Annotated in this window: 25 protein-coding genes; 18 read left to right on the forward strand and 7 right to left on the reverse strand. The window is 66.6% G+C overall.

Annotation, left to right across the window (positions count from 1 at the left end; all coding sequences use genetic code 11):
* Positions 1-363: methylmalonyl-CoA mutase family protein (locus Q0996_RS14525; protein WP_299621015.1), on the reverse strand; the 363-nt coding region annotated here is incomplete at its 3' end.
* Positions 364-713: 350 nt separating this feature from the next.
* On the opposite strand from Q0996_RS14525, the gene ccrA reads away from it, so the two are divergent.
* From ccrA to chrA, 5 genes are all read left to right on the forward strand, one after another.
* The gene (gene ccrA / locus Q0996_RS14530) at positions 714-2,012 is read left to right on the forward strand and encodes a crotonyl-CoA carboxylase/reductase (RefSeq protein ID WP_299621018.1); all 1,299 of its coding nucleotides are present in this window, start codon (positions 714-716) and stop codon (positions 2,010-2,012) included.
* Between the two features lie 185 nt (positions 2,013-2,197).
* A complete protein-coding gene (locus Q0996_RS14535; protein WP_299621020.1) occupies positions 2,198-2,587 on the forward strand; it encodes a RidA family protein in 390 nt (129 codons plus the stop codon).
* The gene (locus tag Q0996_RS14540; protein WP_299621022.1) at positions 2,587-3,174 is read left to right on the forward strand and encodes a hypothetical protein; all 588 of its coding nucleotides are present in this window, start codon (positions 2,587-2,589) and stop codon (positions 3,172-3,174) included. The genes Q0996_RS14535 and Q0996_RS14540 overlap by 1 nt, the downstream gene beginning before the upstream one ends.
* The gene (locus Q0996_RS14545; RefSeq protein ID WP_299621024.1) at positions 3,171-4,862 is read left to right on the forward strand and encodes an acyl-CoA dehydrogenase family protein; all 1,692 of its coding nucleotides are present in this window, start codon (positions 3,171-3,173) and stop codon (positions 4,860-4,862) included. Before Q0996_RS14540 ends, Q0996_RS14545 begins: the two co-directional genes overlap by 4 nt.
* A 73-nt stretch (positions 4,863-4,935) precedes the next feature.
* A complete protein-coding gene (chrA, locus tag Q0996_RS14550; protein WP_299621026.1) occupies positions 4,936-6,174 on the forward strand; it encodes a chromate efflux transporter in 1,239 nt (412 codons plus the stop codon).
* A gap of 35 nt (positions 6,175-6,209) precedes the next feature.
* Here chrA and Q0996_RS14555 read toward each other — a convergent pair whose 3' ends face one another.
* The gene (locus Q0996_RS14555) at positions 6,210-8,381 is read right to left on the reverse strand and encodes a P-loop NTPase fold protein (protein WP_299621028.1); all 2,172 of its coding nucleotides are present in this window, start codon (positions 8,379-8,381) and stop codon (positions 6,210-6,212) included.
* Between the two features lie 383 nt (positions 8,382-8,764).
* Between Q0996_RS14555 and Q0996_RS14560 the strand changes: the two genes are divergently transcribed.
* Together Q0996_RS14560 and Q0996_RS14565 are read left to right on the forward strand one after the other, a co-directional pair.
* Positions 8,765-9,526, forward strand: coding sequence for an SDR family oxidoreductase (locus Q0996_RS14560; RefSeq protein ID WP_299621030.1), 762 nt, complete (start codon positions 8,765-8,767; stop codon positions 9,524-9,526).
* A gap of 61 nt (positions 9,527-9,587) precedes the next feature.
* Positions 9,588-10,109: a hypothetical protein gene (locus Q0996_RS14565; RefSeq protein WP_299621033.1), complete on the forward strand. Its 522-nt coding sequence runs from the start codon at positions 9,588-9,590 to the stop codon at positions 10,107-10,109.
* A 238-nt stretch (positions 10,110-10,347) separates the two neighbouring features.
* Here Q0996_RS14565 and Q0996_RS14570 read toward each other — a convergent pair whose 3' ends face one another.
* Positions 10,348-10,812 (reverse strand): hypothetical protein, encoded by a 465-nt coding sequence (locus Q0996_RS14570; protein ID WP_299621036.1) that lies wholly within the window; start codon positions 10,810-10,812, stop codon positions 10,348-10,350.
* Between the two features lie 412 nt (positions 10,813-11,224).
* Between Q0996_RS14570 and Q0996_RS14575 the strand changes: the two genes are divergently transcribed.
* On the forward strand, positions 11,225-12,601 hold the full coding sequence (locus tag Q0996_RS14575) for a sialidase family protein (RefSeq protein ID WP_299621039.1): 1,377 nt from the start codon (positions 11,225-11,227) through the stop codon (positions 12,599-12,601).
* A gap of 55 nt (positions 12,602-12,656) precedes the next feature.
* On the opposite strand, the gene Q0996_RS14580 is transcribed toward Q0996_RS14575, so the two are convergent.
* Both Q0996_RS14580 and Q0996_RS14585 read right to left on the reverse strand, forming a co-directional pair.
* Positions 12,657-12,917, reverse strand: coding sequence for a tautomerase family protein (locus tag Q0996_RS14580; protein ID WP_299621042.1), 261 nt, complete (start codon positions 12,915-12,917; stop codon positions 12,657-12,659).
* A gap of 103 nt (positions 12,918-13,020) precedes the next feature.
* On the reverse strand, positions 13,021-13,368 hold the full coding sequence (locus tag Q0996_RS14585; protein ID WP_299621044.1) for a gamma-glutamylcyclotransferase: 348 nt from the start codon (positions 13,366-13,368) through the stop codon (positions 13,021-13,023).
* Positions 13,369-13,578: 210 nt separating this feature from the next.
* On the opposite strand from Q0996_RS14585, the gene Q0996_RS14590 reads away from it, so the two are divergent.
* The 6 genes from Q0996_RS14590 to Q0996_RS14615 all read left to right on the forward strand — a co-directional run bounded on the left by Q0996_RS14590 (position 13,579) and on the right by Q0996_RS14615 (position 18,196).
* The gene (locus tag Q0996_RS14590) at positions 13,579-14,208 is read left to right on the forward strand and encodes a LysE family translocator (protein ID WP_299621047.1); all 630 of its coding nucleotides are present in this window, start codon (positions 13,579-13,581) and stop codon (positions 14,206-14,208) included.
* Between the two features lie 218 nt (positions 14,209-14,426).
* The gene (locus Q0996_RS14595) at positions 14,427-14,627 is read left to right on the forward strand and encodes a twin transmembrane helix small protein (RefSeq protein WP_299621050.1); all 201 of its coding nucleotides are present in this window, start codon (positions 14,427-14,429) and stop codon (positions 14,625-14,627) included.
* A gap of 66 nt (positions 14,628-14,693) precedes the next feature.
* Positions 14,694-15,269: a cob(I)yrinic acid a,c-diamide adenosyltransferase gene (locus Q0996_RS14600; protein ID WP_299621053.1), complete on the forward strand. Its 576-nt coding sequence runs from the start codon at positions 14,694-14,696 to the stop codon at positions 15,267-15,269.
* Between the two features lie 254 nt (positions 15,270-15,523).
* Positions 15,524-16,273, forward strand: coding sequence for an electron transfer flavoprotein subunit beta/FixA family protein (locus Q0996_RS14605; RefSeq protein WP_299621055.1), 750 nt, complete (start codon positions 15,524-15,526; stop codon positions 16,271-16,273).
* Positions 16,273-17,208 carry an FAD-binding protein gene (locus Q0996_RS14610; protein ID WP_299621058.1) on the forward strand — a complete coding sequence of 312 codons (936 nt, stop codon included), beginning with the start codon at positions 16,273-16,275 and terminating at the stop codon, positions 17,206-17,208. Before Q0996_RS14605 ends, Q0996_RS14610 begins: the two co-directional genes overlap by 1 nt.
* Positions 17,209-17,287: 79 nt before the next feature.
* A complete protein-coding gene (locus tag Q0996_RS14615; RefSeq protein ID WP_299621061.1) occupies positions 17,288-18,196 on the forward strand; it encodes a 3-hydroxybutyryl-CoA dehydrogenase in 909 nt (302 codons plus the stop codon).
* A gap of 221 nt (positions 18,197-18,417) precedes the next feature.
* Here the strand turns inward: Q0996_RS14615 and Q0996_RS14620 are convergent, their stop codons facing one another.
* Both Q0996_RS14620 and Q0996_RS14625 read right to left on the reverse strand, forming a co-directional pair.
* Complete coding sequence (locus tag Q0996_RS14620) at positions 18,418-19,143, reverse strand: DUF6134 family protein (protein ID WP_299621064.1); 726 nt, start codon at positions 19,141-19,143, stop codon at positions 18,418-18,420.
* Between the two features lie 123 nt (positions 19,144-19,266).
* A complete protein-coding gene (locus tag Q0996_RS14625) occupies positions 19,267-19,860 on the reverse strand; it encodes a TlpA disulfide reductase family protein (protein ID WP_299621067.1) in 594 nt (197 codons plus the stop codon).
* 205 nt (positions 19,861-20,065) lie between these two features.
* Between Q0996_RS14625 and argH the strand changes: the two genes are divergently transcribed.
* The 4 genes from argH to Q0996_RS14645 all read left to right on the forward strand — a co-directional run.
* The gene (gene argH, locus Q0996_RS14630) at positions 20,066-21,433 is read left to right on the forward strand and encodes an argininosuccinate lyase (RefSeq protein ID WP_299621079.1); all 1,368 of its coding nucleotides are present in this window, start codon (positions 20,066-20,068) and stop codon (positions 21,431-21,433) included.
* Complete coding sequence (locus tag Q0996_RS14635) at positions 21,430-21,681, forward strand: hypothetical protein (protein WP_299621070.1); 252 nt, start codon at positions 21,430-21,432, stop codon at positions 21,679-21,681. Before argH ends, Q0996_RS14635 begins: the two co-directional genes overlap by 4 nt.
* Before the next feature lie 64 nt (positions 21,682-21,745).
* A complete protein-coding gene (gene lysA / locus Q0996_RS14640; RefSeq protein ID WP_299621073.1) occupies positions 21,746-23,089 on the forward strand; it encodes a diaminopimelate decarboxylase in 1,344 nt (447 codons plus the stop codon).
* Positions 23,090-23,173: 84 nt separating this feature from the next.
* Positions 23,174-25,547, forward strand: a 2,374-nt coding sequence (locus tag Q0996_RS14645; RefSeq protein ID WP_299621076.1) for a TIGR02302 family protein, incomplete at its 3' end; no start/stop codon positions are given.

Genomic DNA, 25,547 nt, shown 5'->3' on the forward strand with positions numbered 1-25,547 from the left:
GTAGAGCGCCAGCAGCCAGGGCGCGGTGGCGTTGATGGTCATGGAGGTGTTCATGCGCTCCAGCGGGATTTCCGCGAAGAGCCGCTCCATGTCGCCCAGATGGCTGATGGGCACGCCCACCTTGCCCACCTCGCCGCGGGCCAGGGGATGGTCGGAGTCGTAGCCGGTCTGGGTCGGCAGGTCGAAGGCCACCGAGAGCCCGGTCTGCCCGCGCGCAAGATTTTTGCGGTAGAGCGCGTTGGAGGCCGCCGCCGTGGAGTGGCCGGCATAGGTGCGGATCAGCCAGGGGCGGTCGCGCTCGCGCTGCTTCGCATCCCCCTGCTGAGCGCCGTTTTGACCCGTCTTTTCGCTCGTATCCGTCACCGCGCGATCCTCTCTCAATTCGCCGCCCAGCCTATCGCTGCACCGCACCCAAAACAAGGCTGGAGCCGAAATCTATGTTATCATCTTCCTATTCAAAAGCCCAAATAGACATAAGATTACGAAAACCCCGCCGTTTGGGTAAAAATTAGCCATCTTGTGCGTTGCAATAACATCGATGGCAGTCTATGAGTCTAGCCAATGGCGGAGCGGTTAAAGGGACGTTAACGGCAAGCCTGAAAGATGGCCGAAGGCTGCGCCCCGGAGCGGCTCCGGGACCAGGATCGCCACCGCCGAGTGGGCAGAGGATCATGCGGCCGCCCGCGGCCGCCGCAAAGAGGAGGGTTCAGAGCATGGCCGAAGTGCTCGACAACGCGGTCAAGGGGACCGAGGCAGAGGCAGCGCAGCGTCCGGTGAAAGATCTCTACGAGGTCGGCGAAATCCCGCCCCTCGGCCACGTTCCCAAGCAGATGTATGCCTGGCTCATCCGCCGCGAGCGCCACGGCGAGCCGGAAGAGGCCATGCAGGTCGAGGTGGTCGACACGCCGGATCTCGACAGCCACGACGTGCTGGTCATGGTGATGGCCGCCGGGGTCAACTACAACGGCGTCTGGGCCGGCCTCGGCGTGCCGGTCTCCCCCTTCGACATCCACAAGGCGCCCTATCACATCGCCGGCTCGGATGCCTCCGGCATCGTCTACGCCGTGGGGTCCAAGGTGAAGCGCTGGAAGGTCGGCGACGAAGTCGTGGTGCACTGCAACCAGGATGACGGCGACGACGAAGAGTGCAACGGCGGCGATCCGATGTTCTCCACCTCCCAGCGCATCTGGGGCTACGAGACGCCCGACGGCTCCTTCGCCCAGTTCTGCCGGGTCCAGGACCGCCAGCTCATGGCCCGCCCGCGCCACCTGACCTGGGAGGAGAGCGCCTGCTACACCCTGACGCTCGCCACCGCCTATCGCATGCTCTTCGGCCACCGCCCGCATATCCTCAGGCCCGGCCACAACGTGCTGGTCTGGGGCGCCTCCGGCGGCCTCGGCTCCATGGCCATCCAGCTCATCGCCACCGCCGGAGCCAACGCCATCGGCGTGATCTCCGACGAGGACAAGCGCGATTTCGTCATGTCGCTGGGCGCCAAGGGCGTGATCAACCGCAAGGACTTCGACTGCTGGGGCCAGTTGCCGCCGGTCAACGGCGAGGGCTTCGGCGACTACATGCGCAAGTGCCGCGCCTTCGGAAAGGCGATCTGGGAGATCACCGGCAAGGGCAACGATGTCGACTTCGTTTTCGAACACCCGGGCGAGGCGACCTTCCCGGTGAGCTGTTTCGTGGTCAAGCGCGGCGGCATGGTGGTGTTCTGCGCCGGCACCACCGGCTACAACATCACCTTCGACGCGCGCTTCGTGTGGATGCGCCAGAAGCGCATCCAGGGCAGCCACTTCGCCAACCTGAAGCAGGCCAGCCAGGCCAACAACCTGGTGGTCGAGCGGCGCATCGACCCCTGCATGTCGGAGGTCTTTTCCTGGCGCGACATTCCCCGCGCCCACACCAAGATGATGAACAACCAGCACCGCCCCGGCAACATGGCGGTCCTGGTGCAGGCCAAGCGCCCGGGCCTGCGCACCCTGGAAGACGCGGCGGCGGAAGACTAGGATCATCCGAGGCGCCCCCGACGGCCCGCGCGAAGCCGAAGCGGCTTCGCTTCGGCAAAGGCAGATCGGAAGGCTTGCCCGCGCAAGCGCCTCGAGGGTGAGGAAAGGCTATGCCCTCATGCTGATGTGGGGGCCCTCTGCCTATGGGGGCCCATCGCGAAGTCTGCACCCGGAGGATCGATGTCATGCCAAAGCTCGAGGCCTTCCGCACCGATGCACTGCCGGCGGAGCTGCCGTTCTCCGCTGCGCTGCGCGCCGGGGACCTTGTCTTCACCTCCGGCCAGATCGGCAATGTTCCCGGCGAAATGAGACTGGTCGAGGGCGGCCTCAGGGCCGAGGCCCAGCAGGCGCTGGAGCACCTGCGCGCCGCGGTGGAGGCCGCCGGCTCCTCCCTGGACCGGGTCGTCAAGTGCACCGTGTTCTTCGCCGACATGAAAGACTTCCAGCCCTTCAACGACGTCTACCGGGAGTTCTTCGGCAATCACCTGCCGGCCCGCTCCGGTGTCGAGGTCAAGGGTCTGGCGCTGGGCGCGCGGGTGGAGATCGAATGCATCGCGCTGGCGGATGAGACCTGATGACGGCCGCAGGCTACGGCGACGCTTGGATTGATGAGACCGCGCATGCAATCTGCAACACCTTGAACCAGATTACCGGGCACTTCGGTCAAAAGGCAGATTATCGCAATGGTCCATGGACGCGGCAGATACTGACGCGGCTCGCAAAGCTGGGAAAGAAGCAAAATCGGCATGAGAACGGCGCCGGTATCTGGGTCTATGCCAGCAAGACCGACGCAGAGACAGAAACCAGCCCAAGTGTCGCCGACGGTGGTGAATGGCTGTTCGACCTTTGCTGGCTTGACTATGCCGGTCGGGATACTTGGGCGCAGTTGCGGACCGTGCCACTGGTTGCGGAAATCGAATGGGGAAACCAGGGGGACATCATCGACGATTTTCAGAAGCTGGTGCTTGCGCGTGCCAGGTTGCGCCTGATGATCTTCGCTGCGTCGTCGCGCGCAGCCGTCATCGAGCTCTTTGACAAGCTCATGCGCTTCGCCGACGAGTTCGGCGATCAGGAACAAAACGACCGTTATCTCCTCTGTGGATATGACGCTGAGAAAGGCCAATTCATCTTCAAGATGCCTGACAGGACGATATCACCATGACCCAGTTCGCCACACTCGAAGCCAGCCAGGACAGCGGGAACGCCACCCCCCTCCCCGAGCTACTGCCGCGCTGCGCCGAGGCGCTGGCGGCTGCCGAGACCTTCGCCGAGGCGGCGCGGCGGGCGGTGGCCAGCCTGGTCGCCCCCGGCGGCAAGGTGGACGCGGCCCTCCTGGAACAGGAGCAGTTCGCCGCCCACGGCTATGCCTGGCTGGCCACCTACGTGGCGGCGCTGCGGGAGATGCTGGGCTGGGCGAACCGGCTCGAGGATGCCGGTCAGTTGGGCGAGCTGGAGCAACTGATGCTGCAGGCTGCCTACGGCGAATACCTGAACCAGCTCTGGGGTGGCATCGCGCTCAGCCAGGTGGAGGTGCTGCGCCCGGCCGACCTGGGCATGAGCGACGACGACATCCACGCGCTCTACACCCCGGCGGTGCAGGCGCTGACCGAGCGCGGCAACACGGCTGCCGTGCGCCAGGCCATCGCCGGCCATTTGGCCGAGGGCCGCTTCGGCGAGGCGGGGCTGGCCGATGACACCCTGGAGATGATCCGCGACCAGTTCCGCAAGGTGGCCGAGGACCACAGCGAGGCCGCCCACGACTGGCACCGCAAGGACGATCTCATCCCGCTGGAGGTGGTGCAGCAGCTTGCGGAACTCGGCGTCTTCGGGCTGACGGTGCCAGAGGACTTCGGCGGTGCCGGCCTCGGCAAGCTCGCCATGTGCGTGGTGACGGAGGAGCTGTCGCGCGGCTACATCGGCCTGGGCTCGCTGGGCACCCGTTCGGAGATCGCCGCCGAACTGATCCGCCTCGGTGGCACCCCGGCGCAGCAGGAGAAATGGCTGCCGCTGCTGGCCTCCGGCGAAATCCTGCCGACGGCGGTCTTCACCGAGCCCAACACCGGCTCCGACCTCGGCGCCCTGCGCACCCGCGCGGAGCGTGACGGCGACGCTTACCGGATCACCGGCAACAAGACCTGGATCACCCATGCCGCGCGCACCGACCTGATGACCCTGCTGGCGCGCACCGACCCCGACGAAGCGGGCTACCGCGCGCTCTCCATGTTCCTCGCCGAAAAGCCGCGCGGCACGGAGGCCGATCCCTTCCCCGCCGAGGGCATGACCGGCGGCGAGATCAAGGTGCTGGGCTACCGCGGCATGAAGGAGTACGAGCTCGCCTTCGACGGCTTCGCGGTGAAGGCCGAGAATCTTCTGGGCGGGGTCGAGGGCCAGGGCTTCAAGCAGCTCATGGCGACCTTCGAATCGGCGCGCATCCAGACCGCGGCCCGCGCCGTCGGCGTGGCGCAGTCGGCCCTGGAACTGGGCCTCGACTACGCGCAGGAGCGCAAGCAGTTCGGCAAGGCGATCCTCGCCTTCCCGCGGGTCGCCGGCAAGCTCGCCTGGATGGCGGTGGAGACCATGGTCGCCCGCCAGCTCACCTACGACGCCGCCCGCGAGAAGGACTCCGAGCGGCGCTGCGACATCGAGGCTGGCATGGCCAAGCTCCTGGCCGCCCGGGTCGCCTGGGCCAATGCCGACAACGCCCTGCAGGTGCACGGCGGCAACGGCTATGCCGAGGAATACAAGATCTCCCGCGTGCTCTGCGACGCCCGCATCCTCAACATCTTCGAAGGCGCCGCCGAGATCCAGGCCCAGGTCATCGCCCGGGGGCTGCTGTCGGGACGGAACTGACGCGCACACGGTCGACAGCGTCACAAGGGATCGGAGATAGTGCGGGCCCTTTGCATTGCCGGGACCCGCTCGCATGACCGCACCGCCGGATTCCTCTCTGCCCGACAGGACTGAGACGCCCGCCGTGCAGCGCGGCTCGGCGGGCGAGGTCTTCGGCGCCTTTCTGAAGCTGGGACTCACGTCGTTCGGCGGGCCCATCGCCCACCTCGGTTACTTCCGCGAGGCCTTCGTGGTGCGCCGCAGGTGGCTCGACGACCAGGGTTATGCCGACCTGGTGGCGCTCTGCCAGTTCCTGCCGGGGCCCGCCAGCAGCCAGGTGGGCTTCGCCCTCGGGCTGATGCGCGCCGGGCCGTTGGGAGCCGCTGCCGCCTGGACCGCCTTCACCCTGCCTTCCGCCCTGCTGCTGATCCTCTTCGCCTACGGCGCGGCGAGCCTCACGGGGCCCACCGCCGCGGGGCTGCTGCAGGGCCTAAAGCTGGTGGCCGTCGCCGTGGTCGCCCAGGCGCTCTGGGGCATGGCCCGCAGCCTCTGCCCGGACCGCCGGCGCGCCACCATCGCGCTCGCCGCCGTGGCGGTGGTGGTCTTCGCCGGCGGCGCCCCGGGGCAGGTCGGGGCTATCGTCCTCGGCGGCCTCGCCGGGCTGTTGCTCTGTAGGGACAGCGCGGACGGCACCACGCGACTCCTCGTCTTCTCCGTGGGCAAGCGCATAGGGCTCCTCTGTCTCGCGGCCTTCTTCCTGCTGCTGTTCGGCCTGCCGCTGCTGGTGCTCGCGGCAAACGCATCCGGGCTGGCGGTCTTCGACGGCTTCTACCGCGCCGGCGCCCTGGTGTTCGGTGGCGGCCACGTCGTCCTGCCGCTGCTGCAGGCCGAAGTGGTGCCGTCGGGCTGGGTGAGCGAGGGCGCTTTCCTCGCCGGCTATGGCGCAGCGCAAGCGGTGCCCGGCCCGCTCTTCACCTTCGCCGCCTACCTAGGCGCGGCGATGGCGCCGCTGCCCGGCGGCCTCGTCACCGCGGCCATCGCCCTGGTGGCGGTCTTCCTGCCAGGCTTCCTGCTGCTGCTCGGCGTGCTGCCGTTCTGGGACGCCCTGCGCGCCCGGCCCGCCGCCCAGGCGGCCCTGCGCGGCACCAACGCCGCCGTGGTCGGCATCCTGGGCGCGGCACTCTACGACCCGATCTGGACCGGCACAGTGCTGACCCCCGCCGACTTCGCCCTGGCGCTCGCCGGCTTCGTCTTGCTCGTGGTCTGGAAGGTGCCCTCCTGGGCCGTGGTGATCGCCATGGCGCTCGGCGGCGTGGGCCTGACGTTCACCTAAGGGACGCAGGAACGCCCGCCCGCGTCACCCCTCGTTCAAGGGGAAGGCGGCGCCGCCTGTTCCAGTCGGGCGAGCCGGCGGCGCGTCCGGTTCCACACCACCAACGACAAGAACATGTAGCCGACAAAAACAAGGCAGAACATCGGTCCACCGGGAAAGGCCCAGGGAACGTCACCGAGATTACGCAGCGCCGCGTCCATGGGCGCGAGACCAGCGTCGGCAGGCGAAAAGAAGCTGCCGTCGAAGAGCCTTGCGTGGAGATTGAGATAGAATTCAGGATTCGGTGCGATCAGGGGCAATAGCGTGCCCAGAAGCAGCTCCAGGCCGTAACCGATGACCGCCATAGACAAAGGGCAAACGAACATAAATGCAGCGGCGATGCCCCGCACGTGCCCGTAGGCTCGGCGCGGTTCCACGCGGCGCAGATCGCGGTACAGGCCGTCGAGTTCGGAAGCCCGGCCCGTCAGGCCGTCAACTTTCCGAGCGTCCATGTCACGGATGCGCTCGCGTATGTCAGCACTCATCCGCTCCGCATCGTCGAGCAGACGCTCGACCCTCCAAACGATCCGCGGCAGTACCAGCGGTGCGCGAACAACGCCCCAGCTTTCAAAGCGGTTCCAGCGGCCGAGGATTGCCTTGGCGCGGTCCAACAGCTCCAAGCTGCGGTGCGCCTCGGCTTCCGTGTCGAAATCACGCCCGGGCTTGTCATGCCCATTTTCGTCCGGCTTGACGATCGGTTCAGGCTCCACCGGAGGTTCCGGCGTCTCGTAGGCGTGATCGTGGAATTCGTCTGCCGTGAACTGGCGCCCCTTCACCTGATCCCATGCCCGGCCCTCTTCGACGACGCCGGTGATGCGCATGTAGGCTTCCAACTCCGCGTGGTCCTTGAAGGGGCCGACGCCGATCTCCTTGCTTTCTGCGTGACGCCACAGCTCGTAGAACCCATCGGCGTTCTGTCCGGCGATGCTGTCGCCCCAGGCGTCCTTCAGGAAAGTTTCCAGGCGGCTCCGGTAGCCGGCGCCTCCACTGGCCGATTCCCAGCCTTCCACCAGTTCGCTGCGGGTAAGCGGGTTGCGCGTCAGCCAGAGGTAGGCGACGGGATAGCGCACCTGCAGTGTCAACAGTAGCGCGAACTTCGCATCGTCGAACTGGCCGCCTACGAGTGCCTCGTCCGTCTCCGTTCCCGCCGCAAGCCGCCGAGCGACCGTCCGGGTCAGTTGCAAGCAGTTGCTGAGGCGCTTTGCAAGACGCGGATTGCCGTCCGCGGCGCGCACGATCAGCTGTCGAATCTCTTCGCTGAAGTCGAAGTCCCGCGTCATGGTCTCGACGAAGCGCTTGAAGGTCTTGGGCTGGATCGGCGGTAGCGAGAAGGGAAGCTGAATCAGCTTGTCGAGATAGTCCTGGCCATGAATGCCGATGCTGTCCTTGTACTTCTGTTCGATGCCGCGCTGCACGACCTCGCGGTCGATGCCCAGAATGAATACGCATTCCTGCAGGTCGAAGAACAGCTTGATCGCCTCGAGCACCATGATGCAGTTGTCCGGCGTGCAACGGTCGAGATCGTCGACAAACACGAAGAGACGTGCAATGTCGCCCTCCCCGCCCGCAAGAATCTGCTTCTTCAACTCGCCGAACTGCTTTCGAAAGGTGTTGATGAAATTGGCATTTTCCCGGGCTGTCTTGGAATAGGCCTCGATCATCTGGTCGAAGGTCAACACTCCCGACGTCATCGAATGAATGGTCTTGTTCAGGGCCAGCCTGCCGACGCTCAGCGCAAGTGTGCGGAGCGTCTCCTTGATCTTTCTGGCCTCGTCCTCGCCACGGGTCGTGCGCCGCGCCTCCACCGCCTCGAGGTAGCGGATCACAGAGAGCAGCAAGGCCTTCCAGACTTCTTCCTTTTCTTCGAATTGCCAGGGATGGAAGACAACGCAGTGGAACCCGCCCGTCTCGCCCTTCTTTGCCCGTTCTTCGATGCTCAAGGGCTCACGAAGCAGGTTCATGAAGGTGCTCTTGCCGGTTCCCCAGCGGCCGAAGACGCCAACCGCGAAAGGCGTCTGCAGATCCTGCTGCGCGAGCACCTCGACCAACGCGTCGACATAGGGCTGGTAACCGAGGAGATCGACAGTGTGGGCACCGTCGCCGAGCAACGTCAGCGACTGAACGCTGAGCGGCTGGCCGCTAAAACTTGGAAATCCCGACCCCTCCATCGCAGATGCCTTCCCCGGGGCCCTACGCGCGCGATCCGCGGGTAGCGGCACCCGACATCAATGTTCAGATAACAGAAATGATTGATACAATCATAGGGGGATTGGCGAGGGGTGTTGAGCACTTAATAGGGTTACATCCTAAGGGGTATCTCCCGTGACGGCTTGACCGATCCAGCCCGCTGGTCGCTCCGCATGCCGTCACCGGCATCTCGGACCGCGCCGTCTTGATCGCGCCGGGCGTCTCGGACCGATCCTTATCAAACGGACGCCTGATAACGAACGCCCGCGCAAGTTCCGGAGAGAACGGGCGGGCCCGATCTGCCATCTGTGCCGCCGCGGCCGACCAACCGGCTGCAGGTGCAACGGATTGAAGGACCCCCAACATGAACACACTCGCCGGCAAAGTGGCGATCGTCACCGGCGCCAGTTCCGGGATCGGACGGGCCACCGCGAAGCTCTTTGCGGCCGAGGGCGCCGCAGTTGTCGCGGCCGCCCGCCGTCAGGCCGAACTCGACCGGCTGGTCGTGGAGATCGCCGAGGCGGGCCGCACCGCCGTCGCCCTGGCGGGCGACGTCAAGGACGAGGCCCTGGCCGCGGCGCTGGTCGAGACCGCGGTGGAGCGTTTCGGCGGCCTCGACATCGCCTTCAACAACGCCGGCATCATGGGCGCCATGTGGCCGGTTCCCGAAATGCGTCTTGGCGACTGGCATGCAACCATCGACACCAACCTCACCAGCGCCTTCCTGGGCGCCAAATATCAGGTGCCGGCCATGCTGGCGCGGGGCGGCGGTTCCCTCCTCTTCACCTCCAGCTTCGTCGGCCATACCGCCGCCGGCCTGCCGGGCATGGCCGCCTATGCCGCCAGCAAGGCGGGGCTGATCGGCTTCACCAAGGCGCTGGCCGCCGAACTTGGCCCCAGGGGCATCCGGGTGAACGCGATCCTGCCCGGCGGCACCGCCACCGACATGGCCCCGACCGATGATCCGGAGGCGCGGGCCTTCGTCGAAAACCTGCACGCCCTGAAACGCATCGCCGAACCGGAGGAGATCGCGCGGCCGGTGCTGCACCTCGCCTCCGAGGCGGCCAGCTTCATCACCGGCACCGCCCTGCTGGTGGACGGCGGCGTCTCGATCAATCTCGGCTGAGCGTTGTTATGGGTTGAGCGCCGGGCTGTCTTCAGCCAAGGCCCGGGGTATTGTCGGCGCCATGGACCTGCTCTCGGACCTCGCCGCCTTCGACGGCAAGCAGACCGACGTGCTCGAAGCGCTGGCGGCGAAACGTGCGCCGGAGCCGGCGCTCATCAGCGAGCTTTGCGCATTGGCCGAGAAGGACGAGGCCAGGCTGCCGGCGGCGGCGACCTGGCTGCTGAAGCGCTTTCAGGAACAGGGCTATGTCTATTCCGAAGAGGAGACCGCGGGACTCCTCGGCCTGTTCGGCTCTGTCGGCCCTTGGGAAGCCAAGCTTCACCTGCTGCAGATGTTGCCGGGGCTTGTCATTCCCGAAGACCGGGCCCCGGCCTTATGGAGGCTGGTCAAGGGCGAAGGCTTCCTCCAGGGCCCTAACAAGTTCGTTCGGGCCTGGTCCTACAACGCCCTGGCCGTCCTGGCGACGCAGCACCCCGCGTACCGCAAGGACGCCGCCGCGCTATTGGCGGCGGCCCAGGAGGACGAGGCCGCTTCGGTGCGGGCGCGGCTCCGCAACATCCTGAAAGACATCGACTGGGCCTGAGCAGCGGTCTGAATCTGGGCCCTCAACCGCCCCTCAGCGTGGCCGCAGTGGCGCCGGGTCTCGCGCTCACGACCGGGGCCGTCAGATCGTCACGTAGGCGCCGGGCCGAGGTCGCGCCGACAACAGATAAGTTCTCCGCAAAGCCCTGGAGACCGCTAGCAGCCAACTCCTACCCGAAACCCATATCAAAGGCCGAGATTGAGATAGTGGGCGGCAGGCCGCGCTTATGCATCCGCTTTCAGCCCCGATTATTCGCACTTCGGTCGGCGTTCGCAAACCACAAGAATCCTACTAGTGAGGCTGTGCTCCCGATCAAAAAACCAATGGCCGACAATTTCAGATCACCAATACCTGACGGAGCCGGATCGAACAGCTTTTTGGTATTGGAGTTCTTGAAACTCCAGGATTCTATTTGTTGATCTAGTTCATTTAGAACAATCTTCAATTCTTCGCCGACAGAGAGAAACGCGATGAAATCGATCACATAAAATGCCAGCAATGCCAACGCTATCAGTAATGAAGAAGAGCTGAAGCGAAACCTCCAAATCTTGTATGACTTTCCTATTGATCTCAAAGATAACGCCGCTGAAAAGGCTAACGATCCAAACGCAACCGTCAGAAAGAGATTAAAGATACTAATCGTACTGGCAGCATAGGTCGTTGCCGTCGCCAACAGGAAATCTACTAATTCTTTCTCGTTCATTGAAAATCACCTCTACGTTGTTTGCGATTATCCAGACAGCTTAGCTCAATCGACAACGAAGTTAACGCGATGGGCTATTGCAACATATCTCGTTGCGTGAACCGCAGCCAGAGGACAGGTTTCACCGCTTAACGTAACGCACGGCGATCGAGGTCCCATCTCGCTTACATATCCAGGTGCGAGGCGCGCCGCTCCGCCACGGGTTGACGGACGATCTGCAGCGAGAACAGAGGAAGACGCTGGCCATGATGGGCTCGACCGGTCGCATGCGCGGCAGCGTATGCAGAGACATCCAAATTCCCCTTGATCGCCGGCCGTCTTTGGTTTGGACTTTTTCACCCGGAAAGCGCGCCTCGCGCCTCTCCAAGAGGGCCAAAGCCGTCGTCGCGGGCTGTGTGGAGGTGTCTGGACCATGTCGGTCACCATCGTTCGTACAGGCGCTTGTCTAGGCCGCAGGTCGCTCGTGCTGCTGGCGGCTGCGCTGATCGCGGTCGCTCTGACTTCGGCCTCCGCGTTCGGGCAAGCCGTGCCGGCGCACGTGACCTGGGAGGAGACAATCGAGGTCGCGTCCGGGGGCGGGTACCGGGGCCCCTGGCGCATGAACCGCTCGGAATTCCGTTACATCGACGATCCCACCGTGGCCATCGACGCGCGGGGCCTCGTCGGGGTCGCCTGGGCCGATCAATCCCGGCAGGACATTTTCTTCCAGATTTACGAGCCCGACGGCAGGGCGCGCTTCGAGGCGCCGGTCAATGTCTCCCGAAGCCCAGAGATTTTCTCCTGGCTTCCACGGATGGTCATCGCCTCCGGCGACACCAACCATGTCTATCTCCTCTGGCAGGAGATCGTCTTTTCCGGGGGCTCGCATGGCGGCGAGATCCTCTTCGCGCGCTCGAGCGACGGCGGAAAGACCTTCGACGATCCGGTCAATCTCTCGAACAGCATCGCCGGTGACGGCAAGGGACGCCTTACCCGACGCCATTGGCACAACGGGAGCCTGGACCTCGTCCAGGGACCCCGGGGCGATCTCTACGCCGCCTGGAGCGAATACGAAGGAACCCTGTGGTTCAGCCGGTCCACGGACGGTGGCAGGAGCTTCTCCGAGCCGTTGCGCATCGCCGGTGGGCAGAATGCGAAGCCCGCGCGCGGTCCCTCCCTGGCCGTTGCCGCCGGGGGTACTGTCTATCTCGCCTGGACCGTGGGAGAAGACAAGGCCGGCGACATTCACCTGGCCAAGTCAGGCGATCACGGGAAGTCGTTCGACGCGCCGCGGGTCGTCTTCGACAGCGACGGACATTCCGACGCACCAAAAATAGCTGTCGACAGCGAGGGAACTCTCCATCTCGTCTACGCCGAGAGCCCGAGCGGTCCCTTTGGCGGATACCACATAGTCTACACCCGCTCGAGGGACGGCGCGCGCAGCTTCGAGACGCCGCGGGAGATTTCAGGCCCGCAGACGCAGCGCTTCGAGAGCGTGAGTTTCCCGGCCCTGAGTTTGGACGGCGCGGACAACCTCTATGTCATCTGGGAGCTCTTCCCCAGCCGCGCGACCTATCCCCGCGGACTCGGGTTTACGTCCTCGCGCGATGGCGGGCAGTCCTTCGCGCCGCCCTCGGTCATTCCGGGCAGCGGCGATCCGGCCCTCGGCGTCAACGGCAGTCAGCAGGGCTTGCTGATGCGGAAGCTCGCCGTCAATGGAACTTCAGCGCTCGCCGTCGTCAACAGCACCTTCAAGAGGAACCAATCGAGCCGCATCTGGCTGTTCCGCGGGCAGGCCCAAACGCGTTGATCCCAGGCGCGCGGCGCGCGGCTGCAAGAGCAGGCATAGGCGCCCGTTCCAGGTCTTAACCGCCCGACTTCAGCGCCAAGGCGCGCTCTGTGGTCCAGACCGCGTCAGCACCGCCCCAATGCCCGCTTTTGACTTCGTGGATCCGGACCGACGTGTTGTCCTGCATCGTCTTGCCGGCAACGGTCCCGAATGCTTTGGCGGTCTCCGCGATGAGCCTCGCCTTCTCCTCGTCGGTGAAGACCCCTTCGAGCACATGGATGTCAATCAGCGGCATAGCGGACCCTTCCCGGAAGATGATCAGCGCATGCGCCACCATAAGCGATTTCACGCCCCGCCAGTAGAACCGTTATTGCGGCTCGCGGTCCTGACGGCGGCGACCACGCTGACCGAGACGGCGGATCGGCGGCCGCCGATCCGCCTCAGGCGTCGATGACGTAGATCCAGGCCTCCAGGGCACCGTCGGCGGTCGTCACCTGGGTGACCACCCGGCGGTAGCCGCTGCCTTCGAAGGCATCGAGGCGTGGCCAATGGCCGGGCAGCGCCGGCGACTCGAAGACATGCACCTCGATGGCCTCGCCCGCCAGGTCGAGGATCAGGCCGGGATAGCCGAGCTCCGCGCCCCAGCCGGCCTCGACCAACCGGCCCTGCACCGTGCCCAGGCGCCAGATCCCCTCCAGCGCCGCAAGCTGGTGGTGATTGACCCGCCCCGGCGCGAGGGTTCCGTAGGTGGCCAGGCGCGTATCCGCGCAGATTTTCGTACTCGCCATCCTGAGCTCCACACCCCTGTCCGGACGCCGGTCCGGAGGCCGGTCCGGACGCCGGACCGGACGATTGCCGCCGATTTCAATCGCAGGTCCGTAAGGTGAAATCAATCCAACCGTGGTGTCACGGTCGCTTCGCACTTAGGGCTGTACAACCGTCAAGCTTCCTGTCTTTGCTGTGCCGCACAGCCGCGCGAGATCAAGGACCCAAATCCCATGTTTGCCGTCAATCCGGAGCTGTTCGCCGCCTATCTTTTCGCCACCGCCGTGCTGATCCTGATGCCGGGGCCCATCGTCACCCTGGTGATCGCCAATTCCCTGGCCTACGGGCAGCGGGTGGGGCTGGCGACCGTGGCCGGGGCGAGCAGCGGCAACGCGCTGCTGGTGGCCGCCGGGGCGCTCGGCCTCACCACCCTGCTGGCGCTGGCCGCCGACCTCTTCGAGGTGCTGCGCTGGGCCGGCGTCGCCTATCTGGTCTACCTCGGCATCAAGCAGTGGCGCGCGGCCCTGGCCGCCGGGGCGGAGAGCGAGGCCGCGCCCATGAAGTCCAGCAAGGGCGTCTTCGGCCAGGGGGTTCTGGTGGCCATCACCAACCCCAAGACCATCTTCTTTTACGCGGCCTTTTTCCCGCAGTTCATCGACCCCGCCCTAGCGGTGGGCCCGCAGCTGCTGGCCATGTCGATTGCCTTCGTGATCATCGCCACCACCCTGGACGGGCTCTATGCGATCCTCGCCAGCCGCGCGCGCGGGCTCTTTGCCTCGGCCCGGGCCAACAAGGTGCGCCACGGCATCACCGGCACGCTGCTGATCGGCACCGGCGTGGGACTGGCCCTGGCGCGGCGGTAGCGCGGTTTTGTTTTGACGGCACCGGCCCGCTCCCCCGCCCGGCCACCCATTCAGGATAATCGCATTGGGTGGCCGGGCGGGGGAGCGGGCCGGAACCGATTCGACGCAAGTCGAAAACGCCAAGGCGCCCGGAGGGCGCCGGCCCGCGCCTTCGCGACAAACTGACGCAGGCGGGTTTTCGCTGGTGCCCACCCGGGTGCGGGGACTATGGTCTGCGGATGAAGACGACATTTTTCATCCTCCTGCTCATCGCCATGCTGGTCACCCTTGGCGTCCTCGCCATGGGGATCGTGGGCATGGCCCGCGGCGGCGAGTTCAACGCCAAGTACGGCAACAAGCTGATGCGCGCCCGGGTCATCGCCCAGGGCGTCGCCCTGGCCATCTTCGCCCTCGCCGTTCTGGTCGGCACCCAGGACTGAAGCGCCAGAGACTGAAGCCCAAGAGCAGGACACCACAAAGACACCGAACGGACGGGGACCGGCGGCATGGTCAAGCTCACCCGCATCTACACCAAGGGCGGCGACAAGGGGAAGACGGCGCTGGGCTCCGGCCAGCGGGTGGTGAAGCATCACCCGCGGGTGGCGGCCTACGGCACCGTCGACGAAGCCAATGCCGCCGTGGGGCTGGCACGGCTCCACACCGCCGGGCTGCCGGACGGGTCCGTCGACGAAATCCTCGGGCGGGTGCAGAACGACCTCTTCGATCTGGGGGCCGACCTGGCGACCCCGGAGGTTGAGAACCCGGAGTACCCGCCGCTGCGCATCACAGCATCGCAGGTGGAACGCCTGGAGGGCGAGATCGACCGGCTGAACGCCGATCTGGCGCCGCTCAACTCCTTCGTGCTGCCCGGCGGCAGCGCCGCGGCGGCCTACCTGCATCTGGCGCGCACCGTGTCCCGGCGCGCCGAGCGGGAGATCACCGCCCTGGCCGAAGCCGAGGCCATCAACCCGGAGGCCATCCGCTACATCAACAGGCTCTCCGACCTGTTCTTCGTGATGAGCCGCCATGTGAACGACAAGGGCGCCGCGGACGTGCTCTGGGTGCCCGGCGCGAATCGCTAGAAGAGGTTGTTTGGCCGCGGCGCCAGCCCGCCGGAACGCAAACCCGATTTTCACCGGAATCCACCCGAGAATCCCCCCACAAACCCTGCGTTTCGCGGCGTTGACACTCCCCAGCCGGACTCCTATTGTGCGACCGCGAGATAAGGGTCTACACGTTCGTTCCTCCGGCGCCCGGGCCTTGCAGGCAGCAAAGCGCAATCCCGGCGGCGGGCTCGTTGACAATTTCCAACTGAGGGGTGGGTCGCAGGTCTGCGATGAAAGTTCTCGTTCCGATTAAGCGCGTCATCGACGCCAATGTGAAGGTCCGCGTGAAGGCGGACCAGAGCGGGGTGGAAACGGCCAACGTCAAGATGGCCATGAACCCCTTCTGCGAAATCGCCGTGGAGGAAGCCGTCCGCCTGAAAGAGGCGGGCACGGCCAGCGAGGTCATCGTGGTCTCGGCCGGCCTGCAGCAGGCGCAGGAAACCCTGCGCACGGGCCTCGCCATGGGCGCCGACCGCGGCATCCTGATTCAGTGCGAGGCCGACCCGGAGCCGCTGGCCGTGGCCAAGCTGCTGAAGGCCGTCGTCGAAAAGGAAGGCCCGGAGCTGGTGATCCTCGGCAAGCAGGCGGTCGACAACGACAACAACCAGACCGGCCAGATGCTGGCCGCGCTGCTGGGCTGGCCGCAGGGCACCTTCATCTCCAAGGTGGAGAAGGCCGACGGCGGCTTCGCCATCACGCGGGAGGTGGACGGCGGGCTGGAGATGCTGGACCTGAAGCTGCCGGCGGTGGTCACCACCGACCTGCGCCTCAACGAACCGCGCTATGCCTCGCTGCCCAACATCATGAAGGCCAAGAAGAAGCCCATCGACAGCATGTCGCCCGCCGACCTGGGCGTCGACGTCAGCCCGCGCCTGACCGTGGTCAAGGTGACCGAGCCGCCGGCCCGCCAGGCCGGCGTGAAAGTCGCCTCGGTCGCGGAACTGGTCGAGAAGCTGCGCAATGAAGCGAAGGTGATCTGATGTCCACGCTGATCGTCGCCGAACACGACAACACCGAGATCAAGCCGGCCACCCTGAATGCGGTGACCGCCGCCGGCCAGCTGCCGGGCGAAACCCACGTCCTGGTCGCCGGCGCGGACTGCGGCGCCGCCGCCGAGGCCGCCGCCAAGATCGCCGGGGTCGACAAGGTGCTGAGCGCCGACGACCCGGCCTACGGCCATCGCCTGGCGGAGAACGTCGCACCCCTGGTCGCCAAGCTGGCCGAGGGCTACAGCCATGTCATCGCCGCCGCCACCACCTCCGGCAAGAACATCATGCCCCGGGTGGCGGCGCTGCTCGACGTGCAGCAGGTCTCCGACATCGCCGCCATCGAGAGCGAGGACACTTTCGTGCGGCCGATCTACGCCGGCAACGCCCTGGCCACCGTGAAGTCCGGCGATGCGACCAAGGTGCTGACCATCCGCGCCACCACCTTCGACGCCGCGGCGGAGGAAGGCGGCTCGGCCGCGGTGGAGAGCGTCGAGGGCACCGGCGATGCCGGCCTCTCCAGCTTCAAGGGCCAGGAACTCACCAAGTCGGAGCGCCCGGAACTGACCACCGCCGGCATCGTCATCTCCGGCGGCCGCGGCATGCAGTCCGGCGACAACTTCGCCATGCTGGAGCGCGTGGCCGACAAGCTGGGCGCGGCGGTGGGTGCCTCCCGCGCGGCGGTCGACGCCGGTTTCGTGCCCAACGACTATCAGGTCGGCCAGACCGGCAAGGTGGTGGCACCCGATCTCTACATGGCCATCGGCATTTCCGGCGCCATCCAGCATCTCGCCGGCATGAAGGATTCCAAGGTCATCGTCGCCATCAACAAGGACGAGGAAGCGCCGATCTTTCAGGTCGCCGACTACGGCCTGGTGGCCGATCTCTTCCAGGCGGTGCCGGAGCTGGAGAAGGAACTCGACGCCTGACACCGCAGGGCCGGCAGGGAGCCGGCCCGATCGCAAAAACCCGGCCACCCAGGAATGAGGATGGGGTAAGTTGGAACTGATGGCAGATCAAGACCCGGCCGCCGAAGGCCCCTTGGATGTGAAGATGGTCGGCGTTATCGGCGCCGGCCAGATGGGCTCGGGCATCGCCCACGTCAGTGCCCTGGCAGGCTATGACGTCAGGCTCTCGGACATCTCCGAGGAGCAGGCCAAGGCCGCGCTGGAGGTGATCGCCGCCAACATGGACCGCCAGGTCAAGCGCGGGAAAATCGCCGAAGCCGAGAAGGACGCGGCCCTGGCGCGGATCGCCCCGGGCGGCGGCCTGGAGATCTTCGGCGACTGCGATGTGGTGATCGAAGCGGCCAGCGAAAACGAAGAGGTCAAGCGCGAGATCTTCAAGGCGCTCTGCCCGCTGATCAAGCCCCAGGCCATCATCTGCTCCAACACCTCCTCGATCTCGATCACCCGCCTCGCCTCGGTCACCGACCGGCCGGCGCGCTTCATGGGCATGCACTTCATGAACCCGGTGCCGCTGATGCAGCTCGTCGAGCTGATCCGCGGCATCGCCACCGACGAGGCGACCTTCGAGACGATACGCACCCTGGCCGAGCGGCTGGGCAAGACCACGGCGCCGGCGGAGGACTTCCCCGCCTTCATCGTCAACCGCATCCTGCTGCCGATGATCAACGAGGCGGTCTACACCCTTTACGAGGGCGTCGGCTCGGTGAAGTCCATCGACACCGCCATGAAGCTTGGGGCCAACCACCCCATGGGCCCGCTGGAGCTGGCCGACTTCATCGGCCTCGACACCTGCCTCTCGGTGATGCACGTGCTCTACGACGGCCTCGCCGACAGCAAGTACCGGCCCTGCCCCCTGCTGGTGAAATACGTCGAAGCGGGATGGCTGGGCAAGAAGGCCGGCCGCGGCTTCTACGACTACTCCGGCGACGAACCCGTCCCCACGCGATAGAGCGTCTTCGACTCACGTCGCCTTGGTTTCTGCCCGTTCCTCCCATCCGTCATTGCCGGACTTGTTCCGGCAATCCATCGCGGTCCGAGTCTCGCTCTTTCCATGGACCCTCGGGACAAGCCCGAGGGTGACGACCTGAGTAGGCACGACCTTGGCAAGCGATTGAAATTAAACAACTCGCTTCAGGTCAGGCTCCAAGAGCGAAATCTCGCATTGACCGCTCAGCGGCGCAGGAATTCGAAGACGTAGCCGTCGTGCTCGTAGCGCACCTGGGCCAACCGGCCCTGGTCGTCGTACCAGAGGTCGCGTGAGAGCTGTCCGCTCAGCCGGTAGTGATCGGCGAGGATATCGCCGCCGCCGACGCGGATCGTCTCCCGCCCCAGAAGATCGGCGCGCACCCGGTAGACCGCGTCGCTTTCCGCCGAGAGCAGCTTGCCGCCGGAAAGGATCTGCTTGGACCAGAGGCTGGCGATGCCGAGCGAGCCGTTGAGCTGCTCGTCCTCACCGTTGAAGGTGCGGGTGTAGGCCTTGTCCTTTAGGACGATGGAGAGCTCCATCTCCTCGCCGTCGTCATTGGTCATGCCGGCCAGCGAGACGAGCTGCCCGTCGCGCCAGCGCTCGACCCGCTTGTGCTCGTAGCGGAATACCGTGAAAAAGGCCCGCTTCACCGCCAGGGCCGTCTCCACGGACACCTTCAGCCCCTCGTCCTCGCGCTCGAACTCGATGCTCTGCTCACCGACGGCCTCGCCGTCGCGCAGCACGTCGAAGACCAGACGCTCCTGCGCCAGAACGGTGACCGAGGCCAGCAGCAGAACCGCCAGCACGCCGAGCCCCAAACCGCCGCTGCGGCGGACACGCCGGCGCCAGAGGCGGCGCAGTCCGTCGGAAGCTCTGTGTCCACTCTGGAAGAAACCTGGGTTCGAAGCGCGCTGGGCAGAACTGGGCACGGGGCACCTCCTGGCGGTCGCGGCCTTGGTCGGCGACGGCATCTCTCCGGGCAACGGCCATCTTGGCCGGGGATGGCACCAGCCACAAGCTTTCCGTGCAATCTGGGAAAATTCTCAGGAATCTCAACCTGAGGTATCAGTTCCGGCCTCTTGCGGCCCCAAGTAGTGCCGGATCAGGGCCATGGCCTCCGGCGAATCCCATTCCGCCGGGCCGGTCATGCCCGCCACCACGGCGCCGTCGCGGCCGATGAGGAAGGTCGCCGGCAGGCCGCGCAGCGCGAAGGCACGGGCCAGGGCCCCCTTGCGGTCCAGGAAGACCGGCAGTTCGTCGAGGCCGAGCCGCTCCAGGAAGGGCACCACCTTGGCCGCGCCGCCACGGTCTTGGGACACCGCCATGACCAGGAAGCCCTCGTCCTTGAAGGCCTGATGGAGCCGCTCCAGGCCCGGCATCTCGCGGATGCAGGGCGCGCACCAGGTGGCCCAGAAATTCACCAGGACCAGTTCGCCCTTGAACTCCTGCAGGCTGACCGGCGCGCCCTGCAGGGTTTCGAAGGCCACGCTCGGCGCTGGCACCGGCGGGTCCGAGAAGGTAAGGTTCTCGGCGAAGGGGCCCTTCAGGGCCGACGGCGCTTCGTCGGATGCTCTTACCAAGTCCGGGTAGATTGCGAAGGCAATGGCAAGCACGGCGAGCACCGCGGCCGCGAGGGCCCTGCGCATGAAACGCCTTGTCCTGGCTGTGAGGCGCGTCATGCCGGCGACCGGAACCCCGTTGGATCTGACCATGCTTACCGAGGCCTCCTAAAGGCAGATGAGCGCTGACACACAGAAGCTACGCAGCGGCGAAACCGCAGCCGCAGCACCGCCGCAGACGCCCGCGGCGGCGGCCGATGCCGCGCGCGCCGGCGACCGGGACGCCAACAGCATGTGGGGCGGACGCTTCGCCGCCGGCCCCGCCGATGTGATGGAACAGATCAATGCTTCCATCTCCTTCGATCAACGCCTCTATGCACAGGATATCGCCGGGTCGCGGGCGCACTGCGCCATGCTGGTGGACCAGGCGATCATCTCCCCGGAAGATGGCGCGGCCATTCTCTCGGGTCTAGACACGATCTTGTCAGAGATCGAAAGCGGCCGCTTCACTTTCAAGGCCAGCCTGGAAGACATCCACATGAACGTGGAGGCGCGGCTGCGCGAGCTGATCGGCGACGCCGCGGGGCGCCTGCACACCGCGCGCTCGCGCAACGACCAGGTTGCGCTGGACGTGCGGCTGTGGACCCGCGAGGCCGTCGACCGGCTGGAAGACGCGCTGCGCGAGCTGCAAGCGGCACTGATCGCCCAGGCCGAGGCGGAGGCCGAGACCATCATGCCCGGCTATACCCACCTGCAGGCTGCCCAGCCGGTCACCTTCGGCCATCACCTCCTGGCCTATGTCGAGATGTTGGGCCGCGACCGCGGGCGCCTGCGCGACTGCCGCAAGCGCATGAACGAGTCGCCCCTGGGGGCGGCGGCCCTGGCCGGTACTTCCTTTCCCATCGACCGGGCAGCGACCGCCAAGGCGCTTGGCTTCGACCGGCCCATGGCCAACTCCATCGACGCGGTCTCCGACCGCGACTACCTGCTGGAGTTCCTCGCCGCCGGGGCGATCCTCGCGACCCACCTCTCGCGCTTCGCCGAGGAACTGGTGCTCTGGTGCTCCGCGGGCTTCCGCTTCGTGCAGTTGTCGGACGCCTTCAGCACCGGCTCGTCGATCATGCCGCAGAAGCACAACCCGGATGCCGCCGAACTGGTGCGCGGTAAGGCCGGACGGGTGGTGGCCGCCCTCAACGGCCTGTTGATCGTCATGAAGGGGCTGCCGCTGTCCTATGGCAAGGACATGCAGGAAGACAAGGAGCCACTGTTCGACGCGGCCGACACCTTGCAGCTCTGCGTCACCGCCATGACCGGCATGGTGCGGGACATGAAGGCCGAACGCGAGGCCCTGCGCCAAGCCACCGATCAGGGTTTCATCACCGCCACCGACCTGGCGGACTGGCTGGTGCGCAAGCTGGGGCTGCCGTTCCGTCAGGCCCACCATGTGACCGGCAGCATCGTGCGTCTGGCCGAAGCGCGCGACTGCGCGCTGGAAGACCTGCCGCTGGCGGCGATGCAAGAGGTGGAGGCCGGCATCACCGAAGAGGTCTTCGAGGTCCTCACCGTCGAGAAGGCCGTGGCCAGCCGCAACAGCGAGGGCGGCACGGCACCGGCCCAGGTCCGCGCGGCGATTGCCGCAGCAAAGGAGCGTTTCTTATGACCGCGATCCCTGGAAGGCGCGTGTTCGTGACCGGCGCCGTGGCGGCGGCCCTCTTGGCCGCCCTGGGCGCCTGTGGCAAGAAGGGCCGGCCCAAACCGCCCGAAGGCGAGGAAAGCGCCTACACCTATCCGCAGCCCTATCCGGCCCCGGGCACCGTCGGCCCGCCGCCGGAAGGCCAAGACCCGCAGGACTACCGCGGGCCGACCTCGATCTTCACCGACCCGCGCACCACGGTGAAGAGCTACTGACCGGCGAAGCCTCCATCATGGCCGGCCACGGGATCGTAGTGAGAACCCCGGGAAGCGAGTATCGATGAGCCAGTTCTTTCCCTACCGCGACGGGCGGCTGCAGGTCTCCGGCGTCGCCATCGAGCGGTTGGCCGAGGCGGTCGACACGCCCTTCTACTGCTATTCCGCCGACGCCCTGGAGGAGAGCTACCAGACCTTCGCCGCGGCCCTCTCCGGCCTGCCGGCCACCATCTGCTATGCCTTGAAGGCCAACTCCAATCAGGCCGTCATCAAGACCTTCGCCGACCTGGGCGCCGGGGCCGACGTGGTCTCCGAGGGCGAGTTGCGCCGCGCCCTGGCCGCCGGCGTTCCCGCCGAGCGCATCGTCTTCGCCGGGGTCGGCAAGAAGGGCTCGGAGTTGGCCACGGCCCTGGATGCCGGCATCCTGCAGTTCAACGTCGAATCGCTTTCGGAGCTGAAGCTGCTGTCGCAGGTCGCCCAGCAACGCGGCACCACGGCACCGGTGGCCCTGCGCATCAATCCCGATGTCGATGCCGGCACCCTGGACCAGATCACCACCGGGCGCGCCGACAGCAAGTTCGGCATCGACGCGAGGGAGGCCCGCGACTTCCTGCTGCGGAACCGCAGCCTGCCGGGCATCCGCTTCGACGGCCTGGCCGTGCACATCGGCTCGCAACTCACCGACGTGGCGCCCTATCGCACCGCCTTCCAGCGCCTGATCGACCTCTATCTCGAACTGCGCGGCGCCGGCGTTCCGCTGCGGCGCCTCGATCTGGGCGGCGGCATCGGCATCAGCTACAAGCACCACCTGCAGCAGCAGATCGACGAGGCAGCGGCGCGGGTGCGGGACTACGCGCAGATGGTGCGTGGACTGGTCGCCGGCCTGGATGCCGAGCTGGTCTTCGAGCCCGGCCGCCTGCTGGTCGGCAATGCCGGCCTGCTGGTGACCCGGGTGCTCTACGTCAAGGACAACAGCGAGCGGCGCTTCGTCATCGTCGATGCGGCGATGAACGACCTGATCCGACCCTCGCTCTACGACGCCTGGCACGAGATTCTGCCGGTGCGCTCCCCGGCCCCCGACACACCGCTGCGGCCGGTGGACGTGGTGGGGCCGGTCTGCGAATCCACCGATACCTTTGCCAAGCAGCGCCCCTTGCCGCCGCTGGCCGAGGGCGATCTTCTGGTGTTCAGCTCCGCCGGGGCCTACAGCTTCGTGATGGCCTCCACCTACAATTCCCGGCCCCTGCCGCCCGAGGTGCTGGTGCGCGGCGAGCGTTTTGCGGTAGTGCGTGCGCGCATGGACTATGACACAATGATTGGCCAGGATCGCCTGCCGGACTGGCTGGAAGACGGGGCTTCAGCGGACCGGCAGCCGGGTGCCCGAGTCCGCGCCCGCGGGGTGGCCTGAGGCGCATACGGGGAGCGTAAACGGCCCGGAGGGGCGGGCCACTATCGGAGTGCGGTCGGGGGAGACGGAAGCAGAGGAGCAGGCATGACTTCGAGACGCCCGCAGAAAGCCCCATCGGAGCCGCCGCGCCACCTGGGCGACAGCCGCCGCGTAAACCGGTCTTTGCGCCGTCTTGGACTGCTTCTGACCCTGGCGCGCGGGGCTCTGGCCTGGGAGAGCGTCTGGCCCGCCCTCTGGCCGCTGCTGGGTGTCGGCGGGATCTTTCTGGCGCTGGCCTTGTTCGACGTGCTGCCCGCTCTGCCGGCCTGGTTCCATCTCGCGGTGCTCGTCGCCTTCGGAGGCGCGGCGCTTGCGTGTCTGTGGCACGCGCTGCGGTCCATTGCCCTGCCCGACGAACACGCCGGAAAGCGCCGGCTGGAACGCGACAGCGATCTCACCCATCGGCCACTGACGGCGCTGGACGACCGCATGCTGACCGGCCAGCAGGACCCGGAATCGCGGTCCCTCTGGCGCACCCATCAGTACCGCGCCGTCCGCAATCTGGTGGGCCTGAAGGTGCGCTGGCCACGGCCCGGCCTGGCCGGCATCGACCCCTGGGCATTGCGCGGACTGGTGCTGCTGCTGGTCCTGGTGTCCTTCGCCAGTTCCGACGGCAACGTCTCCGGGCGCCTGGCCAACGCCATGCTGCCGCAGTTCCAGGGCGAACCCGAGCTGCCGCCCAGCCTGGATGCCTGGATCAATCCGCCCACCTATACCGGGCTGGCGCCGCTCTATCTCGATGCGGCCGTCGAACCCAAGGAACGCCTGAAGGTGCCCCACGGCAGCATCCTGCTGGCCCAGGTGCAGGGCGGCGGACAGGCGCCGGAGCTGGAGATCGACGAGCGCCTGGTGCCCTTCGACCCCTTTGCCCATGACGCCTATCGTCTGGAGCGGCAGCTCACCGAGGGCGCCAGCCTGGGCGTGCGCCAGGGCGGCCGGGTGCTGGCCGAATGGCCGCTGGACCTGATCCCCGACAATCCGCCGACCATCGCCTTCAATGCGCCGCCCGGCCGCACCGATCGCTCCGCCCTGCGGCTGACCTACCAGACCGAAGACGACTACGGGGTGGTCACCGCCAAGGCGGTGATCAAGCGCATCGACCAGCCCGAGGAAGCGCCCTTGGAGATCGACCTAGTGATCCCCGGCGCAGCGCCGAAGATCAGCGAGGCGACGACCTATCGCGATCTCACGCCGCACCCCTGGGCCGGCCTGGCGGTGGAGATCCAGTTGATCGCCTGGGACCACCTGGAGCAGGAGGGCCGCAGCGAGGCATTGCGCACCGTGATGCCGGAGCGGATATTCAACCATCCGGTGGCCCGGGCCCTGGTGGAGCTGCGCAAGCAGCTCACGGTGAAGCCCAAGGCGCGGCTGCCGGTGGTGCAGAGCCTCAGCCGCCTCTATGACCATCCCGAACACTTCTTCCACGATCTCGTGGTGGCGCTGGCCATCCGCTCCGCCGAGCGGCGGCTGATCTACGACCCCTCCGACAAGGCGCGTAAAGAGGTTCAGCAGTTGCTCTGGGACACGGCGCTGCGCATCGAAGAGGGCGAGCTGGCCCTGGCCGAGCGCGAACTGCGCGAAGCCCAGCAGGCGCTGATGGACGCGCTGGCCCGCGATGCCGACGATGCCGAGATCCAGCGGCTGATCGACGAGCTGCAGACCGCCCTCAACAATTTCCTCGACGAGCTGGCCGAACAGATGCGCGAGCAGATGGCCCGCGGCGAGCAGCCGAACGAACAGCAGATCCCGCCGGATGCGCAGCTTCTCGACCGCCAGGACCTGCAGGACCTGATCGACCAGGCGCGCGAGCTGGCCCGCTCCGGCGCCCGCGATGCGGCCCGCGAACTGCTGTCTCGCCTGCGCGACATGCTGGAGAACCTGACGGCCAATCCCTATGCCGGACAGATGAACCAGGACATGGAAAACGCCTCGCGCATGATGGAGAACCTGGAAAACATGATGCGCGAGCAGCAGGAGCTGCTGGACCGTAGCTTCGAGCGCTCCCAACAGGGCCGCCAGCAGGACGGCATGCAGGGACAGGGACAGCGGCCCCAGGGCCGGAACCAGAGCGAGAACATGGCCGACGCCCAGCGCCAGGAGGACCTGCGGCGCAATCTGGGCGAGCTGATGCGCCAGCTCGGCGACCTGATGGGCGACATCCCGCGCCCGCTGGGTCGGGCCGAGCGGGAGATGCGCGATGCCCCGACGCCGCGCCACGCTCTCCAACCGTCCCTACCTACCCAGGCTCCACCCTCACCCCGTGGAACACCGCCATCCAATACGTCCCCGCCGGGAACACCACATCCCGCTCCCCCTCCCGCCACCGCCGCAGCGCCTCCCGGTACGCCACCCAAAATGCCTTCAGCTCCGCCAGCGCCGCCACCCGCGCCTCCACCTGCCCCCGCCCCGCCGCCACGCT

Origin of the sequence: Pelagibius sp. (genome assembly GCF_028289705.1) — a bacterium.
GTDB lineage: Bacteria > Pseudomonadota > Alphaproteobacteria > Kiloniellales > Kiloniellaceae > Pelagibius.

Bases quoted from the DNA above. Each gene is read 5' to 3' on its own strand.
- ccrA (WP_299621018.1), top strand. From the start codon at position 714: ATGGCCGAAGTGCTCGACAACGCGGTCAAGGGGACCGAGGCAGAGGCA.
- Q0996_RS14535 (WP_299621020.1), top strand. From the start codon at position 2,198: ATGCCAAAGCTCGAGGCCTTCCGCACCGATGCACTGCCGGCGGAGCTG.
- Q0996_RS14540 (WP_299621022.1), top strand. From the start codon at position 2,587: ATGACGGCCGCAGGCTACGGCGACGCTTGGATTGATGAGACCGCGCAT.
- Q0996_RS14545 (WP_299621024.1), top strand. From the start codon at position 3,171: ATGACCCAGTTCGCCACACTCGAAGCCAGCCAGGACAGCGGGAACGCC.
- chrA (WP_299621026.1), top strand. From the start codon at position 4,936: ATGACCGCACCGCCGGATTCCTCTCTGCCCGACAGGACTGAGACGCCC.
- Q0996_RS14555 (WP_299621028.1), bottom strand. From the start codon at position 8,381: ATGGAGGGGTCGGGATTTCCAAGTTTTAGCGGCCAGCCGCTCAGCGTT.
- Q0996_RS14560 (WP_299621030.1), top strand. From the start codon at position 8,765: ATGAACACACTCGCCGGCAAAGTGGCGATCGTCACCGGCGCCAGTTCC.
- Q0996_RS14565 (WP_299621033.1), top strand. From the start codon at position 9,588: ATGGACCTGCTCTCGGACCTCGCCGCCTTCGACGGCAAGCAGACCGAC.
- Q0996_RS14570 (WP_299621036.1), bottom strand. From the start codon at position 10,812: ATGAACGAGAAAGAATTAGTAGATTTCCTGTTGGCGACGGCAACGACC.
- Q0996_RS14575 (WP_299621039.1), top strand. From the start codon at position 11,225: ATGTCGGTCACCATCGTTCGTACAGGCGCTTGTCTAGGCCGCAGGTCG.
- Q0996_RS14580 (WP_299621042.1), bottom strand. From the start codon at position 12,917: ATGGTGGCGCATGCGCTGATCATCTTCCGGGAAGGGTCCGCTATGCCG.
- Q0996_RS14585 (WP_299621044.1), bottom strand. From the start codon at position 13,368: ATGGCGAGTACGAAAATCTGCGCGGATACGCGCCTGGCCACCTACGGA.
- Q0996_RS14590 (WP_299621047.1), top strand. From the start codon at position 13,579: ATGTTTGCCGTCAATCCGGAGCTGTTCGCCGCCTATCTTTTCGCCACC.
- Q0996_RS14595 (WP_299621050.1), top strand. From the start codon at position 14,427: ATGAAGACGACATTTTTCATCCTCCTGCTCATCGCCATGCTGGTCACC.
- Q0996_RS14600 (WP_299621053.1), top strand. From the start codon at position 14,694: ATGGTCAAGCTCACCCGCATCTACACCAAGGGCGGCGACAAGGGGAAG.
- Q0996_RS14605 (WP_299621055.1), top strand. From the start codon at position 15,524: ATGAAAGTTCTCGTTCCGATTAAGCGCGTCATCGACGCCAATGTGAAG.
- Q0996_RS14610 (WP_299621058.1), top strand. From the start codon at position 16,273: ATGTCCACGCTGATCGTCGCCGAACACGACAACACCGAGATCAAGCCG.
- Q0996_RS14615 (WP_299621061.1), top strand. From the start codon at position 17,288: ATGGCAGATCAAGACCCGGCCGCCGAAGGCCCCTTGGATGTGAAGATG.
- Q0996_RS14625 (WP_299621067.1), bottom strand. From the start codon at position 19,860: ATGCGCAGGGCCCTCGCGGCCGCGGTGCTCGCCGTGCTTGCCATTGCC.
- argH (WP_299621079.1), top strand. From the start codon at position 20,066: ATGTGGGGCGGACGCTTCGCCGCCGGCCCCGCCGATGTGATGGAACAG.
- Q0996_RS14635 (WP_299621070.1), top strand. From the start codon at position 21,430: ATGACCGCGATCCCTGGAAGGCGCGTGTTCGTGACCGGCGCCGTGGCG.
- lysA (WP_299621073.1), top strand. From the start codon at position 21,746: ATGAGCCAGTTCTTTCCCTACCGCGACGGGCGGCTGCAGGTCTCCGGC.